The 14645-nt window shown below is 70.4% G+C and carries 19 protein-coding genes; 9 read left to right on the top strand and 10 right to left on the bottom strand.

The features are described 5' to 3' along the window. Nucleotides 1-24 precede the first annotated feature (24 nt). From ACPCJR_RS04575 to ACPCJR_RS04560, 4 genes are all read left to right on the top strand, one after another. Complete coding sequence (locus ACPCJR_RS04575) at nt 25-711, top strand: HAD family hydrolase (protein ID WP_391510478.1); 687 nt, start codon at nt 25-27, stop codon at nt 709-711. A 372-nt stretch (nt 712-1083) separates the two neighbouring features. Continuing rightward, a complete protein-coding gene (locus ACPCJR_RS04570) occupies nt 1084-1545 on the top strand; it encodes a hypothetical protein (protein ID WP_391510479.1) in 462 nt (153 codons plus the stop codon). 147 nt (nt 1546-1692) lie between these two features. Beyond that, on the top strand, nt 1693-1941 hold the full coding sequence (locus ACPCJR_RS04565; protein ID WP_391510480.1) for a hypothetical protein: 249 nt from the start codon (nt 1693-1695) through the stop codon (nt 1939-1941). A gap of 470 nt (nt 1942-2411) precedes the next feature. Further along, on the top strand, nt 2412-2651 hold the full coding sequence (locus ACPCJR_RS04560; protein WP_391510481.1) for a hypothetical protein: 240 nt from the start codon (nt 2412-2414) through the stop codon (nt 2649-2651). A 249-nt stretch (nt 2652-2900) separates the two neighbouring features. On the opposite strand, the gene ACPCJR_RS04555 is transcribed toward ACPCJR_RS04560, so the two are convergent. The 3 genes from ACPCJR_RS04555 to argH form a co-directional block, all read right to left on the bottom strand. Continuing rightward, nucleotides 2901-3593 (bottom strand): invasion associated locus b family protein, encoded by a 693-nt coding sequence (locus tag ACPCJR_RS04555; protein WP_391510482.1) that lies wholly within the window; start codon nt 3591-3593, stop codon nt 2901-2903. A 165-nt stretch (nt 3594-3758) separates the two neighbouring features. Next, nucleotides 3759-4082, bottom strand: a complete 324-nt coding sequence (locus ACPCJR_RS04550) for a hypothetical protein (RefSeq protein WP_391510483.1) — start codon at nt 4080-4082, stop codon at nt 3759-3761. 260 nt (nt 4083-4342) lie between these two features. Further along, nucleotides 4343-5734, bottom strand: coding sequence for an argininosuccinate lyase (argH, locus tag ACPCJR_RS04545; RefSeq protein WP_391510484.1), 1392 nt, complete (start codon nt 5732-5734; stop codon nt 4343-4345). 42 nt (nt 5735-5776) lie between these two features. Here argH and tlpA point away from each other — a divergent pair, with 42 nt between their 5' ends. The 3 genes from tlpA (at nt 5777) to ACPCJR_RS04530 (ending at nt 8141) form a co-directional block, all read left to right on the top strand. Continuing rightward, nucleotides 5777-6418 (top strand): thiol:disulfide interchange protein TlpA, encoded by a 642-nt coding sequence (gene tlpA / locus ACPCJR_RS04540; protein ID WP_391510485.1) that lies wholly within the window; start codon nt 5777-5779, stop codon nt 6416-6418. A 54-nt stretch (nt 6419-6472) separates the two neighbouring features. Further along, nucleotides 6473-7708 carry a Na+/H+ antiporter NhaA gene (gene nhaA, locus ACPCJR_RS04535; protein WP_391510486.1) on the top strand — a complete coding sequence of 412 codons (1236 nt, stop codon included), beginning with the start codon at nt 6473-6475 and terminating at the stop codon, nt 7706-7708. 85 nt (nt 7709-7793) lie between these two features. Beyond that, nucleotides 7794-8141: a PetM family of cytochrome b6f complex subunit 7 gene (locus ACPCJR_RS04530; RefSeq protein ID WP_391510487.1), complete on the top strand. Its 348-nt coding sequence runs from the start codon at nt 7794-7796 to the stop codon at nt 8139-8141. A gap of 57 nt (nt 8142-8198) precedes the next feature. On the opposite strand, the gene ACPCJR_RS04525 is transcribed toward ACPCJR_RS04530, so the two are convergent. Further along, a complete protein-coding gene (locus ACPCJR_RS04525; RefSeq protein ID WP_391510488.1) occupies nt 8199-8603 on the bottom strand; it encodes a PRC-barrel domain-containing protein in 405 nt (134 codons plus the stop codon). Nucleotides 8604-8711: 108 nt separating this feature from the next. Between ACPCJR_RS04525 and mepA the strand changes: the two genes are divergently transcribed. Beyond that, complete coding sequence (gene mepA / locus ACPCJR_RS04520; RefSeq protein ID WP_110353843.1) at nt 8712-9653, top strand: penicillin-insensitive murein endopeptidase; 942 nt, start codon at nt 8712-8714, stop codon at nt 9651-9653. Nucleotides 9654-9659: 6 nt separating this feature from the next. Here the strand turns inward: mepA and ACPCJR_RS04515 are convergent, their stop codons facing one another. Further along, nucleotides 9660-10163 (bottom strand): TIGR00645 family protein, encoded by a 504-nt coding sequence (locus ACPCJR_RS04515; RefSeq protein ID WP_110353844.1) that lies wholly within the window; start codon nt 10161-10163, stop codon nt 9660-9662. Between the two features lie 266 nt (nt 10164-10429). Continuing rightward, nucleotides 10430-11089 (bottom strand): peptide-methionine (S)-S-oxide reductase MsrA, encoded by a 660-nt coding sequence (msrA, locus tag ACPCJR_RS04510; protein WP_391510489.1) that lies wholly within the window; start codon nt 11087-11089, stop codon nt 10430-10432. Nucleotides 11090-11245: 156 nt separating this feature from the next. Here msrA and ACPCJR_RS04505 point away from each other — a divergent pair, with 156 nt between their 5' ends. Continuing rightward, nucleotides 11246-12304, top strand: a complete 1059-nt coding sequence (locus ACPCJR_RS04505; protein ID WP_391510490.1) for a PAS domain-containing protein — start codon at nt 11246-11248, stop codon at nt 12302-12304. A gap of 43 nt (nt 12305-12347) precedes the next feature. On the opposite strand, the gene ACPCJR_RS04500 is transcribed toward ACPCJR_RS04505, so the two are convergent. From ACPCJR_RS04500 to cpdR, 4 genes are all read right to left on the bottom strand, one after another. Then, a complete protein-coding gene (locus ACPCJR_RS04500) occupies nt 12348-12815 on the bottom strand; it encodes a DUF1178 family protein (RefSeq protein ID WP_391510491.1) in 468 nt (155 codons plus the stop codon). Between the two features lie 20 nt (nt 12816-12835). Then, nucleotides 12836-13711, bottom strand: a complete 876-nt coding sequence (locus tag ACPCJR_RS04495) for a carbon-nitrogen hydrolase family protein (RefSeq protein ID WP_391510492.1) — start codon at nt 13709-13711, stop codon at nt 12836-12838. Continuing rightward, nucleotides 13708-13965, bottom strand: coding sequence for a glutaredoxin 3 (gene grxC / locus ACPCJR_RS04490; protein ID WP_110349580.1), 258 nt, complete (start codon nt 13963-13965; stop codon nt 13708-13710). Before grxC ends, ACPCJR_RS04495 begins: the two co-directional genes overlap by 4 nt. Nucleotides 13966-14086: 121 nt before the next feature. Then, on the bottom strand, nt 14087-14443 hold the full coding sequence (gene cpdR, locus ACPCJR_RS04485) for a cell cycle two-component system response regulator CpdR (protein WP_003603128.1): 357 nt from the start codon (nt 14441-14443) through the stop codon (nt 14087-14089). Nucleotides 14444-14645 lie beyond the last annotated feature (202 nt).

Raw genomic sequence — 14645 nt, 5'->3', positions numbered from 1 at the left:
GTCGCCGTGCGAGACGGGCCGCCGATGACGGATGCCTTCCCCGCCGCGCCTCCCCTCGCCCTCGTGATCTTCGACTGCGACGGCGTGCTGATCGACAGCGAACCGATCAGTCTCGCGACCCTGACGCGCGGGCTCAACGGCATTGGGCTCGCGATCGACTTCGACAGCGTCCGGACGCGGTTTGCCGGCACCTCCATGACCTCGATCATGGAGCGCATCGCCCGCGAGGACGGGGTGACCGCCCCCGAAGGCTTCGTGGAGCGGGTCAAGGCGGAGACGCTCGCCGCCTTCGAGGCGGAACTGACCGCCATGGCCGGGATCGTGGACGCCCTGGGCCTCCTGCACCTGCCGTTCTGCGTCGCCTCCAGCAGCGATCCGGTGCGTCTGCGCCGCTCGCTGGGGCTCACCGGCCTGCTGCCGCTGTTCGAGGGGCGGGTCTTCTCCTCGGCGCAGGTGGCGCGCGGAAAGCCGTTCCCGGACCTGTTCCTGTTCGCGGCCGAGCGGATGGAGGTCGCGCCCGAGCGTTGCCTCGTGATCGAGGACAGCGTGCCGGGGGTGCAGGCGGCACGCGAAGCGGGGATGCGCGTCGTCGGCTTCACCGGCGGCGGCCATTGGGGCCACGACCGGAACGGGCAGGATCTCCTCGCGGCCGGCGCTGAATCCGTCTTTTCCGCGCATGCCGATCTCGGGCGGATCGTCGCCGGGGGCTGAGGGCGCCGCATCGAGCACCGGTCGCGCCTCATCGAAACGAGCCGACCTCCGGCCGCTACCTGGGCACGCCCCCCCGTCGCGAGGGATGCCTTGTCGACGGGGGACACCTCCGACAATCCCGAGTGTCATCCCGCGCCCCAGGAGGTTGCGGCCTCTTGCTGAGCACGCAGAAGTAGTGCTGCAATCAGGATTGCAGTACCCTGCGATCAGGACGGTTGCCGGCACCGCGATGGGGCGTGAGAGCTGCGGTTTCCCCGTTCAGCGCTGCCGTAGCGTCGTTCCTGCGGCCGCCACGTCCCCCGTTGCAGGCCGATCGTCCCGTCGGCGCGCGATCCGAAGTCCCGATCCGCGCCTCTTTCGAGGAGTGGCACGATGGACGTTTCAACCTTCGAGATCCTCTACAAGCCGCTGACGCCGTCGCTCGGGGCCGGGACGGAGGCGATCGCCCGCCGCGTCCTTCAGGGCTACTTCCTGACGATCGCCAACACGGAGGCGTTCGACTTCCGCTTCCGGATCGCCTTCCACATCACCCTGCCGAATCCGGACAATCCGTCCCGGCGTCTCGACGGGAATACCCTGTTCATCACCGACGTCGCCTCGCCCGACAACGTCTTCTCGACCACCCTGACGCGCAGCCCGGCCGGCGGCAACCGCTACGTCGGTTCCTTCTTCGTTCCCGCCGGCAAGACGGCCCTCGTCGTGCTGCTGCCGAACATCACGGTGCCGACCTTCTTCGCCACGACCCCGGCCGATATCGAGATCCGGGGCTGGGTCTCGCTCTCCCTGCCGTGCGTCTTCCGGAAGGTCGGCCGCTTCTTCCAGTTGCGCCCGTAGGAGGGCGCCCCGGCGCGCGTCCTGCTCAACGCCGAGCATCGCTCGACCTACCTGCCGCCGGGATGGCCGCTGACGGCTTCCGGCGATCTCGATTTCGATCAGACGGGGACCAATCTGACGCTGGCCAGCGGCAAGGGTCTGAACGAGGTGCCGCAGGATCGATGCTTCTTCTTCCCGCCCGCCTTCGAGGCGGTGGAAGCGGTGTTGAACCGGGTCCCGGATGCCGGCGTCATGGCCTCCGACCTCGTCGAGGTTGAAGCCGCCGCGGCCCTCGTCGCCGGTCTGGCGCGCCTCGGCCCGGAGAACGAGGGGTTGGACGCGCTGAACCGTGTTCTCGAACAGGCGGGTCTCGGCGTGCGCCTCGCGCCGGCCCCGAAGACGTCCCTCAAGGAATAGGCCGTAGCAGCGGCGACCGCGAACCCCGCCGCGCGACGGCGCGGCGGCAACGGGCCTGGCGAGGCTAAGCTCTTCGTCGAAGAGGTAAGTTGCGCCAACCACACCGCGAGTCGCGACGCGATCTTTCCCTGTCAAGCTGAACTTCGAAAGAACATTCCGTTGACGGTCGGGGGGAGAGGGCTCATCTTAAGGACGTGCGAATGACTTCGCGCCGCGGTGATTTGTAGTGGCACGCTTGCGCCGCGTCATCAAACGCTAATGCATCACGGCGCACTTGCGCCGTGGTCCTCGAGACAGAGGAGGACTTGCCTTGATCGATGTTTTTCTTTGGAGGACTTCGAAACTGGCCGGCGGGCGGGGTCGCCGGGAGCAGGGCTGTTGTCGACGGGCAGTCACATCCGTGCGCTAGGAGCGCCCGCGAACGCCTTGCCGACAACCGGCCGATGAAGGCCGCAGGAGTTCACCCTGTTATGACCCGTGTCCAGTTCGCCTACGACGACCCCAGCCTTGTTCCGGACGAACCGCTCGCCCGCGTGATCGAGGTCGGCGACATCACCGCCGGCATCGCCGTCCCCGAGCATGGCGGCGTCCGCTTCTTCTCCTCCGAGCGCCGCTTCGACGGCCTCGAGGGCACCCTGTTCCGCACCGTGGAGCAGGCCGCCCGCGCCGCGCGGGAGAAGAGCCGCCAGCCACGGCTTCGCGCGGTCTGACGTTTCGCCGTCAGCGCATTCTTCCCGCCTTATTCGTCTGTGAGCCGGCGGTCCCTCGGGGCCGCCGGCTTCGTTTCGGCGGGCGGCGGGCAGCAGTTTTCAAGGTGGTGCTCGTCGGATCGGCTCAGCCCCCGCGCATCCTCGCGGAGAAAAGCCGAAGCAATCCAGCCGCGCGACACCGTCCTGCGATGTCGCGTCGTCGATCCCTTTGCCGGGGCTCGCGGAGACGGGCTGGGCGTGGCGTCCGGCCTACTTGCACTCCTCGCGGGCGCGCTTGAGCGCTTCCGCGAAGCCGCCCAGGGCGTAGTCGTCCTGGGTCGGCTTGCCGCGCTGGGAGATCGTGCGGACCGTGGCGGTCTGCGTCCGGCTCATCTCGGCGACGATGCGCGGCTCGTCGGCCTGGTTCTGGATCCAGGCGTTCTCGTCCTTCACCACGAGGCCGTAGCGGGTGTTGCCGACCGTGAGATAGGGATCGCTCGGCGCGGCCGCCGCGCCCGGCTTGGCCTGGGCCGCGGCGGGCTTGGGCTTGAAGCCGAGCATCACCGCGATCTCGCCCTGGCCGCCGCCCTTGGGGAAGGTGACGAACAGGTAGCCGGTGTCGCGGGCCAGGGATTTCGGGCTGCGCGTCGTCGGCTGGGCGATGACGTAGCAGAGCTTGTCCCGGGCCTGAGCCCCGTTGGTGAAGACGTTCCAGTCGCCGAACACGGCGAGCGGCACCGCCTGCTGCATGCCCGGCGGCAGGCCCGAACTCTCCGGCTTGCGCTCCCGCCGCCCGCTCGACCGGGCGAGGATCAACTCCGCGCCCTGCACGCCGTCCAGGGCGTGAGCCGGCCGCGGCGGCAGGCTCGCGGCGAGGCTGCCCGCCGCGATCAGGGCGAGGACCGCGGCGGAGCGATACGGGGATTGGTTCGACGGAAGGCTCGGAAGGCGGGGCCGCTGCATCTCAACTCGGTTTCCCGACGGTCGGACCGGCCCGACCGCCTTCACGCATCTCAGGATGACGGGGCCAGGATGCCGGGCACAAGCGCGACAGGAAAGCCCCACCCGCCCCGATCAACCGAAAACGGCAATTGGCCGCGCCTTTTCTCGTCGCTCGCCCTCGGCGTTTTAGGCGGCGCGCATCTCTCCGGCCAGGGCCGCCGAGGCGAGAGCCGCCGCCGGCAGGTCGAGCGCGGGGTCGATCTCGGGAAGGCGGATCTCGACCGCGTTCGGGGCCGGCTCGACGGGCTTGGGCTGGGCCGGCTTGCCGGGCTCCTTGCCGGAATCCTTGGCAGGATCGTTGTAGGGCGTGTTGTAGGCCTTGCGGATCGAGGCCCAGAAGGCGAGGCGCTCGGCCTCGGTGAAGCGGGCGAGGCGAGCGTCGATGACCGCCATCGCGGCCTCGGCCAGGGCGGGCGTTTCCTCGACGCTGATCCAGCTCTCTACGTTCATCGACGGTACTCCGCAGGTTCGGGCGGCCGGCTCACGCACCGGCCCGAGAAGCGGCCTTCGGCTTGTCAGAAGGAGACGATGCGGGGCGGAGGAGCTGGGCGTCGGTCCGGCCATAGGCCGACCGGACGCCGTGATCGTCCCTGCGCATCGGCCGTTTTTCCGAAAGCCGCCAACCACCTTTCGGGCCGATGCCCTAGCCACGCATGCCTAGCTGAAAGCTGAACGCGGCATATTCCGTGCCTGTTCCCGCCAAGCTGGACCTACTTCTCCACAGATCCGAGCTCTTCCAGCCAGGCTTGCGCCTGCCGGCGCACGTTGTCCGGCGCCGTGCCGCCGTAGCTCGTGCGGCTCGCCACCGAGTTCTCGACGCCGAGCACCGCGAAGACGGCCTCCGTGATTCCGGGCTCGACCGCCTGCATCTCGGCCAGGGACAGATCGTCCAGGCCGATCCCGCGCTCGGAGGCCAGGGCCACGACCCGGCCCGTCACGTGGTGGGCCTGCCGGAACGGCATGTTCAGCTCCCGCACCAGCCAATCGGCGAGATCGGTCGCGGTGGCGTAGCCGGAGCCCGCCGCGCGCTTCAGGGTCTCGGCCACGGGCTCCAGGTCGCGCACCATGCCGGCCATGGCGGCAAGGCACAGGGAGAGCGATTGCAGGGCGTCGAAGGTGCCCTCCTTGTCCTCCTGCATGTCTTTTGAGTAGGCGAGCGGCAGGCCCTTCATGACGATGAGCAGGCCCGTGAGCGCGCCGACGATGCGGCCGGCCTTGGCGCGCACGAGTTCGGCGGCGTCGGGGTTGCGCTTCTGCGGCATGATCGAGGAGCCGGTGGTGAACCGGTCCGACAGCCGCACGAAGCCGAACTGCGCCGAGGTCCAGACCACCAGCTCCTCGGCGAAACGCGAGAGGTGGACCGCGCAGATCGAGGCCGCCGCGAGCGATTCGAGGGCGAAGTCGCGGTCGGCGACCGAATCGAGCGAGTTGCCCGTCGGCCGGTCGAAGCCGAGCGCGGCGGCGGTGGCGTGGCGGTCGATGGGGAAGGAGGTGCCGGCGAGCGCGGCGGCGCCGAGCGGGCTTTCGTTGAGGCGAGCCCGCGCGTCGCGGAAGCGGCCGCGGTCGCGCGCCAGCATCTCGACATAGGCGAGGCAGTGATGGCCGAAGGTGACGGGCTGGGCCGATTGCAGGTGGGTGAAGCCCGGCATCACCGTCCCGGCGTGCCGCTCCGCCGTCTGGGCAAAAGCCCGCTGCAGGTCGGCGACCTGCGCGTCGAGGGCGTCGAGGGTGTCGCGCACCCAGAGCCGCATGTCGGTGGCGACCTGATCGTTGCGCGAGCGCGCGGTGTGCAGGCGCCCGGCGGCGGGGCCGACGATCTCGGTCAGGCGGCTCTCCACCGCCATGTGGATGTCCTCCAGATCGCGCCGGAAGACGAATTCGCCGCGCTCGATCTCCGCCTCGACGGACTTGAGCCCGGCCGAAATCGCGGCCACATCGTCGGCGGGCAGGATGCCCTGGGCGCCCAGCATCGCGACATGTGCCAGCGAGCCGCGGATGTCCTGGGACGCCAGCCGCCTGTCGAACCCGATGGAGGCGTTGATCTCCTCCATGATCTCGGCGGGGCCGCTCGCGAAGCGCCCGCCCCACATCCGGTTGCTCATGGCTGATCTCACTTTCCCGCGCACGCGAAACGAGGCCCGGCCGTGAGGGCGACCCCGAAAACCCTGGCCGCCTGCGGCGCGCTCGCCGCCATCCTCGTCGGCGGCCTCGCCCTATACGGGACGGGCTCGAACCTCGGCAACCTCGCCGCCTCCGGCCCCTGCGCCGAAGCCGCTCCGGTGGCGGCGCGGCTGGCCCCGCTCGCCCGCGGCGAGGTCGCGGCCTTCGAGGCCGCCGCCCCGCCCCGGCCCGCCCCGGCCGTCGCCTTCCGGGGGCCGGACGGCGCGCCCACCGATCTCGCGGCCCTGCGCGGAAAGCTTCTGCTCGTGAATCTCTGGGCGACGTGGTGCGCGCCCTGCAAGGCCGAGATGCCGGCCCTCGACCGCCTGGAGGCGGATCTCGGCGGCGAGGACTTCCAGGTGGTGGCGATCAATGTCGAGACGCGCAACCTCGACAAGCCGCCCGCCTGGTTCAACGCCAACGGCATCACGCGCCTGGCCTATTACGGCGATCCCGAGGGCAAGGTGCTGCCCGCGATCCAGTCCGCCGTCGGCTCGACCGGCCTGCCGACCACCATGCTGGTCGATGCCCGGGGCTGCACGCTCGGCGTGATGAAGGGGCCGGCCGAGTGGTCGAGCGAGGACGGCAAGCGGCTGATCCGCGCGGCTCTGGCGAAATCGTCCTGATGATTCATAGGCGCCCGGGTTGAAGGTCCGGCCCGGAGAGGGCAACCCGACGGCATGAAGGCACCGCCCCGTTCCATCCGCGCTCTGCCGCGTCCCCTGCGCCGCCAGTACTCGGCGGCGCGCCGCTTCCTCACCAACGAGGCGGCCGGCGGCATCGTGCTCATGGTCGCCGCGGGCCTCGCGCTCGCGGTCGCCAACTCGCCCCTGGCACAGGCCTACCACGCGGTCCTTCACGTCCATCTCGGGCCCTTGAGCCTGATGCACTGGATCAACGACGGCCTGATGGTCGTGTTCTTCCTGCTCGTCGGCCTGGAGATCAAGCGCGAGGCCCTGGACGGGCGCCTGCGCACCTGGCCCGACCGGGTGCTGCCGGGGCTGGCCGCCGCGGCGGGCATGGCCGTGCCGGCCCTGGTCTACCTCGCCTTCAATGCCGGGCAGTCCACCGCCCGGGGCTGGGCGATCCCTGCGGCCACCGACATCGCCTTCGCCCTGGGCGTCCTGGCGCTGCTGGGCTCGCGCGTGCCCATCTCGCTCAAGATCTTCCTCTCGGCGGTGGCCATCGTCGACGATCTGGGCGCCGTCCTCATCATCGCGCTGTTCTACACGGGGCAGCTCGATGCGACGATGCTGGCGGCCTCCGCCGGGATGCTGGCCGTGCTGTTCGCGCTCAACCGCCTCGGGGTGCGCGCGCTCCTGCCCTACCTGCTCGCGGGCTTCGTGCTCTGGGTCTTCGTGCTGCGCTCCGGCGTCCACGCCACGGTGGCGGGCGTGTTGCTCGCCCTGTTCGTGCCGATCCGCCCGAGCCCGGGCCGGCCGGAGGACGAAACCTCGCCCCTGCACCGGCTGGAGCACGCGCTGACCCCCTGGGTCTCGTTTCTGATCGTGCCGGTCTTCGGCTTCGCCAATGCCGGGGTGACGCTGCTCGGCCTGCCGGCGCGGGCTTTGATCGAGCCCGTGACGCTCGGCGTCGCCCTCGGCCTGTTCCTCGGCAAGCAGGTCGGCATCTTCGCCAGCGTGCGGCTCGCCGCCGCCCTCGGCCTCGTCTCCCGCCCGGCGGGCGCGACCTGGCTTCAGGTCTACGGCGTGGCGCTCCTGTGCGGGATCGGCTTCACCATGAGCCTGTTCATCGGCGCACTCGCCTTCACCGACGGGCTGCACGAGACCGAGACCAAACTCGGCGTACTGGGCGGTTCGCTGCTCTCGGCGCTGTTCGGGGCCGTGCTGCTCGCCCGGGCCGATCCGCGCAGGGTGAGCCCGCGCCGGAGGCTCGGAGCCGCCGACTTGCCTTGACCTCCGGCCTCGGCCTAGTCAGGCCGGAAGCGTCGCGGTGGCAGGGGGATCGTCATCGGGTCCGTTACCCCGCGCGAGGGCGAACATGCTGCGAACCGTCTCCCGCTTTCTCGGATTGCCGTTCCTCAGCCGGGCGCTCGGGCTGATCGTGATGGCGGCGGGCTTCGTGCAGCTCTGCTACGACGGCGCCCGCTCCATCGCCAACAACGGCCTGCGCGTCACCAGTCTGGCCGACCTGATCCGCTCCCTGCCCCAGGAGCGGATCACGGCCATCGGCCGCAGCATCGAGGGCGTCGCGCCCTGGGCCGACAACCTGCTGCTCGCGCCGCTGGGCCTCGTCCCGGCGGCCCTGTTCGGGCTCGCGCTGGGTGCGGTGCTGGTCTGGCTCGGCCAGCCGCCCCGCGAGCCGATCGGGTTCCTGACGCGGCCGTAGAGCGTAGTCCCGACCGATGGTCGCCGGCTTTCGGAGAGGACGACGCTCCGGGCGTCCTCAGATTCCCCAGTAGGGCGCCGCGTTGTAGTAGCGGTGGACGTGCTCCTCCCAGGCGCGCTCGTCCTCCGGGTCGCCGCCCTCCGGCGAGCGGGCGGGGGCGTCGCGCAGTTGCTCCTCGGTGATGTCGACCACGTAGGCGTCGCGTTCGGTGTCGTAGCGCAGCACGGCCCAGGGCAGCGTGTAGTATTCCTCGCCCATGCCGAGGAAGCCGCCGAAGCTCATCACCGCGTAGGCGACCCGGCCCGAGCGCTTGTCGAGCATCAGACGCTCGATGCGCCCGACCTTGGCCCCGTCCGGCCGGCGCACCTCGGTGCCGATCACGCGGTCGCTTGCGATCAGGCTGCGCGGATGGTCCGCGACATCGTCGGACGAAGCGGGATATTCGGGTGAGACGGGATTCATGGCGTTTCCCCCTGCAACGTTGTTACAGCTTGCCATAAAAAACGCCCACGCGACCGGGCACGTTCCGGCCGCACCTCCCAGACCTCACTTCCGGACGAGCCGACGCGCATGCCGCTGACCCGCCTGACTCTCCGCTCCTCACTGACCGCCCTGGCGCTCGCCCTCCCCGCGCTGACGAGCCCGGCCGCGGCGCAGGACCGGGGCAGCGTCAACCCGAAGCCGCTGCCGCCGCTCGCCAACCCCGACGATCCCTCGACGCCGGCCAAGGCCCTGTTCGGCCGCGTCACCGGACCGACCGGCGGTTCGGCGCGCTCCTTCGGCTCCTACGCCAAGGGCTGCTTCTCCGGCGGCGAGGCGCTGGCCATGGACGGTGCGACCTGGCAGGTCATGCGGCCCTCGCGCAACCGGATGTGGGGCACGCCCCATCTCGTGGACTTCATGGAACGGCTGGCCGCCCGGGCGCCGCAGGCCGGCTGGCCGGGGCTGCTCGTCGGGGACATGTCGCAGCCCCGGGGCGGGCCGATGCTGACGGGCCACGCCTCGCACCAGCTCGGCCTCGACGCCGATGTCTGGCTCACGCCGATGCCGGATCACCGCATGAGCCGGGCCGAGCGCGAGGAGACCTCGGCCACCAACGTGGTGCGCTCCGACCGGCTCGACATCGATCCCGAGGTCTGGACCCGCCAGCACACGGCGCTGATCCGCCTGACGGCCAAGCAGCCGGAGGTGGCGCGCATCTTCGTGAACGCGGCGATCAAGAAGGCGCTGTGCCGCGAGGCGGGCGGCGATCGGAGCTGGCTCAACAAGGTGCGCCCGATGTACGGGCACAACTACCACTACCATATCCGCCTCGCCTGCCCCGGCGGCGAGGCCTCCTGCGACGACCAGGCGCCCCCTCCCCCCGGCGACGGCTGCGGCTCGGAGCTCGACTACTGGTTCAGCGCGGCGGTGCTGAACCCGCCCAAGCCCAAGACGCCGCCCAGGCCCCGCCCGCCGATGACGCTCGCCGGCCTGCCGGATGCCTGCCGGGCGGTGCTGCACGCGCGGTAGAACCGCCTATTTCTCGTGGTGTCCGGCCGAGAGCCGGTCGGTCAGGGCCATCAGCAGGCCGGACACCACGAAGACCATGTGGATGCCCACCAGCCAGCTCAGGTCGCGGTCGCTGTAGTTCTTCACGTCGAGGAACGACTTCAGCAGCTGGATCGCCGAGATCGCCACGATGGAGGAGATCAGCTTCAGCTTCAGGCCGCTGAAGTCGATCGTGCCCATCCAAGTAGGCCAATCCTTGTGATCGGTATGATCGAATTTCGAGACGAAGTTCTCGTAGCCCGAGAAGATCACGATGATCAGCAGCGAGGCGGTGAAGGTCAGGTCGACCAGAGCCAGCACGCCGAGGATGGTCTGCGACTCGGTCGATTCCAGCGTGTGGGTGACGACGTGGCCCAGTTCGATCAGGAGCCGAACCAGCAGAACGACGAGCGCGAGCGTCAGCGCCGCGTAGAACGGGGCGAGCAGCCACCGACAGGCGAAGAGAAAGCGTTCGAAACCACGTTCCAGCATTGTCTCTCGAGTTCCCGGCCATCCGAGGGCGGCCGGGATGTGGCACGGGGCCGGCGGGGCCGCAAGACGCTCAAGCTTGCGCCCGCCGCAGGGCGCCGGCGCGGAGACTCATGCGGTTTTGATTTGATCGCTTCGGTCTCTTCCGTCGTCCTTGCGAGGCGAAGCGAAAGCAATCCAGGGCTCCGCACTGTCCGGACGGGTCGCTTCGGCTCCGCCTCGCGATGACGGAGCGGGGCGAAGGCCGAGGCAGTCAAACGAAGGCGAGATCACTCCGCTGCGACGCCGACCCCGACCGGGCAGGTCACGCCGGTGCCACCGAGCCCGCAATAGCCGCCGGGATTCTTGGCGAGGTATTGCTGGTGGTAATCCTCGGCGAAGTAGAACGTCTCGAGCGGCACGATCTCCGTCGTCACCGGCCCGTAGCCGCGCGCCTGAAGCGCCCCCGCATAGGCGTCGCGCACCGCCCGCGCCGTCTCGGCCTGGGCCTCGCTGCCGGTATAGATGCCGGAGCGGTACTGCGTGCCGACATCGTTGCCCTGGCGGTAGCCTTGCGTCGGGTCGTGGCTCTCGAAGAAGGTCTTGAGCACGGATTCCAGCGGCAGCACGGCCGGGTCGAAGGCCACGAGCACGACCTCGTTGTGCCCGGTCAGGCCGCTGCAGACCTCCTCGTAGGTCGGGTTCGGCGTGAAGCCGCCGGCATAGCCCACGGCCGTGACGTGGACGCCGTGCGGCAACTGCCAGAACTTGCGCTCGGCGCCCCAGAAGCAGCCGAAGCCGAGCACGATCGTCTCGATGCCCTCCGGGTAGGGTCCCTTGAGAGGCTGGCCGTTGACGAAATGGCGCTCGGCCGTCGGCAGGGGGTGGGGCCGGCCGGGCAGCGCCTCGGACGGGGTCGGCATTTCGGGCCGCTTGCGGAACAGAAGCATCACCGTTGTCCTCGGATGTCCGTCGGGCGGGAGGGTGCGGCGGGTATGCCGCCCCGGCACGGCTTGATATGGTCATTCCCGCCAGCTTTGGCGACGGGGGCCGCAGGGCTCGGCGGCGTTCGCGGCGACGCACCACCAAGGAGCGATCGGAAGCCGATGGAGCCCGACGACTGGCAGCTGACGGAACGGGTCTGGGCCCGGACCCGATCCGGCAAGGGCGATCCGTTCGCAGCGGCCGTGCGAGCCACCCGCATGGCGATGATCGTCACCGATCCGCGCCGGCTCGACAACCCGATCGTCTTCGCCAACGACGCCTTCCTGCGGCTGACGGGCTACGAACGGCTGGAGGTGACGGGACGCAACTGCCGCTTCCTCCAGGGGCCCGAGACCGACCTCGACGAGGTGGCGCGGATCCGCGAGGCGATCGCCGCGGAGCGCGACGTGACGTCGGAACTGCTCAACTACCGCAAGGACGGCTCGACCTTCCACAACGCCGTGTTCATCAGCCCCGTCCACGACAACGACGGCACGCTGCTGTTCTTCTTCGCCTCGCAGCTCGATGTCAGCGAGCGCTACGCCTTGGCGCAGGAGCGCGACCGGACGCGGGCCGCCCTCGAGACCAACGACCTGCTCCTGCGCGAGGTCGGGCACCGCGCCCGCAACGACCTCCAGATGATCGCGGCGATGCTGGCGCTCCAGAGCAGCAACAGCGGCGATCCGGCGGTGCGCGCGGCGCTCGGCGAGGCCATCGGCCGGATCGAGGCCCTCGGTGCCCTCTACCGCGAGCCCGTCGACCCGCAGGAGGGCGCCGGCCACGACCTCGCCGACCTCCTGGGCGAGATCGCCGAGACGCTGGTCGCGGCCTCGGGCCGCGTCGACGTCACCCTCGCCCTCGATCTTGCCCCGCTGCGCATCCGGCCGGACGCAGCGGCCCCCTTGGCGCTGATCCTCAACGAGGTTCTCAGCGCGATCCTCAAGCACGCCGACCCGGCCCGGGCCCTTCACCTGACGCTGCGCGTCGCCCGGGAGGGAGAGGCGGTGCTGGTCGAGGTCGAGGAGGATGGCAGCGGCACCGCGCTGGAGGCGGACGGCTTCGCGACGACGCTGGTCGACGCGCTGACCCGTCAGGTCGACGGCACGCGCCAGCTGCGGGAGCGACAGCCGTCGGGAAGCGTGATCGCGTTCCGCTTCAACGCCGCGCGCGTCGCGGTCTGACTTTGCCGGCAAGCGCGCCGAGCGGAAGGCGGAACAAGGGCCCTCAATGCCGGTCGTCGGGGGCCGGCGGCAGGGGCATGACCGCGATGCCCTCCTCGACGAGCGCCCGCGCCTCCTGCGGGCTCGCCTCGCCGTAGATCGGCCGGCCCTCGGCCTCGCCGTAATGGATCGCCCGCGCCTCGTCGGCGAAGCGCTCCCCGACATGCTCCGAGGTCGCGACGACCTGCTCGCGCACGGCCCGCAGCAGGGCGCGCAGGCGCCGCTCCGGCTCGGCGATCATCGGCACGGTCTCGGTCGGCGCCTCCGGGGCGGGCGCCGGCGGCGCGCTCCCGGCGCGGGCGCGGTCGCTGCGCGCCACGGCCGGAGCCATCGGCGCCTTGGCGATCCGGCGCGAGTCGCAGATCGGGCAGGACACGAGGCCGCGGGCGGCCTGCTCGTCGTAGGCCGCGCCGGAGGGAAACCAGCTCTCGAAGCTGTGGCCCGACGCGCAGGCGAGGGTGAAGCGGATCATGAGCGTGAGATGGGGAGCGCTCAGGCGCGGCGCACGCCGAAGCTGCGCGCGTGGGACAGGGTGGGGATGCGCGCCCGCGCCTCCGCGACCCGCGCGAGATCGATCTCGGCGAGGATCACGCCCGGCGCATCGCCCGCGGCTTCGGCCAGGATGCGGCCCCAGGGATCGACGATGAGCGAGTGTCCGAAGGTCTCGCGCCCGTCCTCGTGCCGGCCCCCTTGCGCGGCCGAGATCATGAACGAGCCGGTCTCGATGGCCCGCGCCCGCTGCAGGATGTGCCAATGCGCCTCGCCGGTCTGCCGGGTGAAGCAGGCGGGCGCCGTCATCACCGTGGCCCCGGCCTCGGCCAGCGCCCGGTAGAGGGCGGGGAAGCGGATGTCGTAGCAGATCGTCAGCCCGAAATCGGCGAGCGGCGTCTGCGCGACCACGGCGCAATCGCCGCCCGAATAGGTCGCCGATTCCCGCCAGCTCTCGCCGTTGGGCAGGTCGACGTCGTAGAGGTGCAGCTTGTCGTACGAAACTTGGATCTCGCCCCCGGCGTCGATCAGGAAGGCACGGTTGGCGATCTTCTCGCCCTCGCGGATGGCGAGCGAGCCGATCTGCAGGACGATCTTTTCCGCCCGCGCGACCTCGCGAAGCGCAGCGAGCGTCGCGTTGCTCGCCTGCGGGCCGACCTTCTCGAACAGGGCGGCGCGGTCGCGCTCGATCAGCGAGGTCGTCTCCGGCGTCTGGACGTAGGCCGCACCCGCGGCCGCGGCCTCGCGCACCGCCTTGACGGCCGCCTCGCGGTTGGCGGCGGGGTCGCGCCCGCCGCGCATCTGCACGCAGGCGGCCAGGAAAGGCTTATCGTCGAAGGGCTTACCCTCGAAGGGCTTGGCGTCGAGGGCCGCCGTCATGCGGCGAGCAGCGGGTCGAGACCGCCGGCACGCTCCAGGGCGTAGAGGTCGTCGCATCCGCCCACATGCTTGTCGCCGACGAAGATCTGCGGGACCGAGGTGCGTCCCCCCGCCCGCTGGACCATGGTCGCGCGCGCGCCCGCCGTCTTCTCGACGTCGATCTCGTTGAAGGACACGCCCTTGTCGCGCAGCAGGCTCTTGGCCGCCGAGCAGTAGGGGCACCAGGCCGTGGTGTAGATCGTGACCGGCTGCATGGGTCCGTCGCGCGCCCGTTCGGGAGAGAAGCGACGGATATAAGCGCGTCGCGCAAATCTTCCTACTGCGGCGAGGACACAGGTCGGCCGTTCCGTGAGCGCGCCCGGCGTCCGGCCGCCGTCAGGCGGCCAGCAGCTTCTCGACCTCGTTGACCAGATCGCGCAGATGGAAGGGCTTGGAGAGCACCTTCGCATCCTTCGGGGCCTTCGAATCCGGGTTGAGCGCCACCGCGGCGAAGCCCGTGATGAACATCACCTTGATGTCGGGATCGAGTTCCGTGGCGCGGCGCGCCAGCTCGATACCGTCCATCTCCGGCATGACGATGTCGGTCAGGAGAAGCTCGAACGGCTCCTCGCGCAGACGGTTGTAGGCGGAGAGACCGTTGTCGAACGACAGCACGTCGTAGCCGGCGTTCTGCAACGCCTTGGCCAGGAACCGACGCATGTCGTTGTCGTCTTCCGCGAGCAGGATCTTCATCGAACGGCGTCCCGGTGCCCATGCGCCTTTGAGGTGTTCATTTCATAAAGCGGTCGCTTGGTAAACAGAGCGTTAAACCCGCCCGGTGCCGCGCCGCACCCGCGGGCGCAGCGGTCGCGGCCTCTGCTGTGCGGCGCATGGTGGACAGGGCGGTCGGGCCGCCGCAAAGTGGGGTGATGTCTCCCCCGCGCCACGCTTCGGC

This window comes from Methylobacterium sp. NPDC097929, assembly GCF_049543375.1.
Taxonomy (GTDB): domain Bacteria; phylum Pseudomonadota; class Alphaproteobacteria; order Rhizobiales; family Beijerinckiaceae; genus Methylobacterium.
Note: the sequence above shows the minus strand (reverse complement) of the source record. Positions and strands in the feature narration are given on the sequence as shown.

Coding starts and splice junctions, on each gene's coding strand:
- msrA (WP_391510489.1), bottom strand. CDS start 11,089: ATGCTTCTGTTCCGCAAGCGGCCCGAAATGCCGACCCCGTCCGAGGCG.
- ACPCJR_RS04550 (WP_391510483.1), bottom strand. CDS start 4,082: ATGAACGTAGAGAGCTGGATCAGCGTCGAGGAAACGCCCGCCCTGGCC.
- nhaA (WP_391510486.1), top strand. CDS start 6,473: ATGAAGGCACCGCCCCGTTCCATCCGCGCTCTGCCGCGTCCCCTGCGC.
- ACPCJR_RS04560 (WP_391510481.1), top strand. CDS start 2,412: ATGACCCGTGTCCAGTTCGCCTACGACGACCCCAGCCTTGTTCCGGAC.
- ACPCJR_RS04515 (WP_110353844.1), bottom strand. CDS start 10,163: ATGCTGGAACGTGGTTTCGAACGCTTTCTCTTCGCCTGTCGGTGGCTG.
- ACPCJR_RS04575 (WP_391510478.1), top strand. CDS start 25: ATGACGGATGCCTTCCCCGCCGCGCCTCCCCTCGCCCTCGTGATCTTC.
- ACPCJR_RS04570 (WP_391510479.1), top strand. CDS start 1,084: ATGGACGTTTCAACCTTCGAGATCCTCTACAAGCCGCTGACGCCGTCG.
- grxC (WP_110349580.1), bottom strand. CDS start 13,965: ATGCAGCCGGTCACGATCTACACCACGGCCTGGTGCCCCTACTGCTCG.
- ACPCJR_RS04530 (WP_391510487.1), top strand. CDS start 7,794: ATGCTGCGAACCGTCTCCCGCTTTCTCGGATTGCCGTTCCTCAGCCGG.
- mepA (WP_110353843.1), top strand. CDS start 8,712: ATGCCGCTGACCCGCCTGACTCTCCGCTCCTCACTGACCGCCCTGGCG.
- cpdR (WP_003603128.1), bottom strand. CDS start 14,443: ATGAAGATCCTGCTCGCGGAAGACGACAACGACATGCGTCGGTTCCTG.
- argH (WP_391510484.1), bottom strand. CDS start 5,734: ATGAGCAACCGGATGTGGGGCGGGCGCTTCGCGAGCGGCCCCGCCGAG.
- ACPCJR_RS04525 (WP_391510488.1), bottom strand. CDS start 8,603: ATGAATCCCGTCTCACCCGAATATCCCGCTTCGTCCGACGATGTCGCG.
- ACPCJR_RS04500 (WP_391510491.1), bottom strand. CDS start 12,815: ATGATCCGCTTCACCCTCGCCTGCGCGTCGGGCCACAGCTTCGAGAGC.
- ACPCJR_RS04495 (WP_391510492.1), bottom strand. CDS start 13,711: ATGACGGCGGCCCTCGACGCCAAGCCCTTCGAGGGTAAGCCCTTCGAC.
- ACPCJR_RS04555 (WP_391510482.1), bottom strand. CDS start 3,593: ATGCAGCGGCCCCGCCTTCCGAGCCTTCCGTCGAACCAATCCCCGTAT.
- ACPCJR_RS04505 (WP_391510490.1), top strand. CDS start 11,246: ATGGAGCCCGACGACTGGCAGCTGACGGAACGGGTCTGGGCCCGGACC.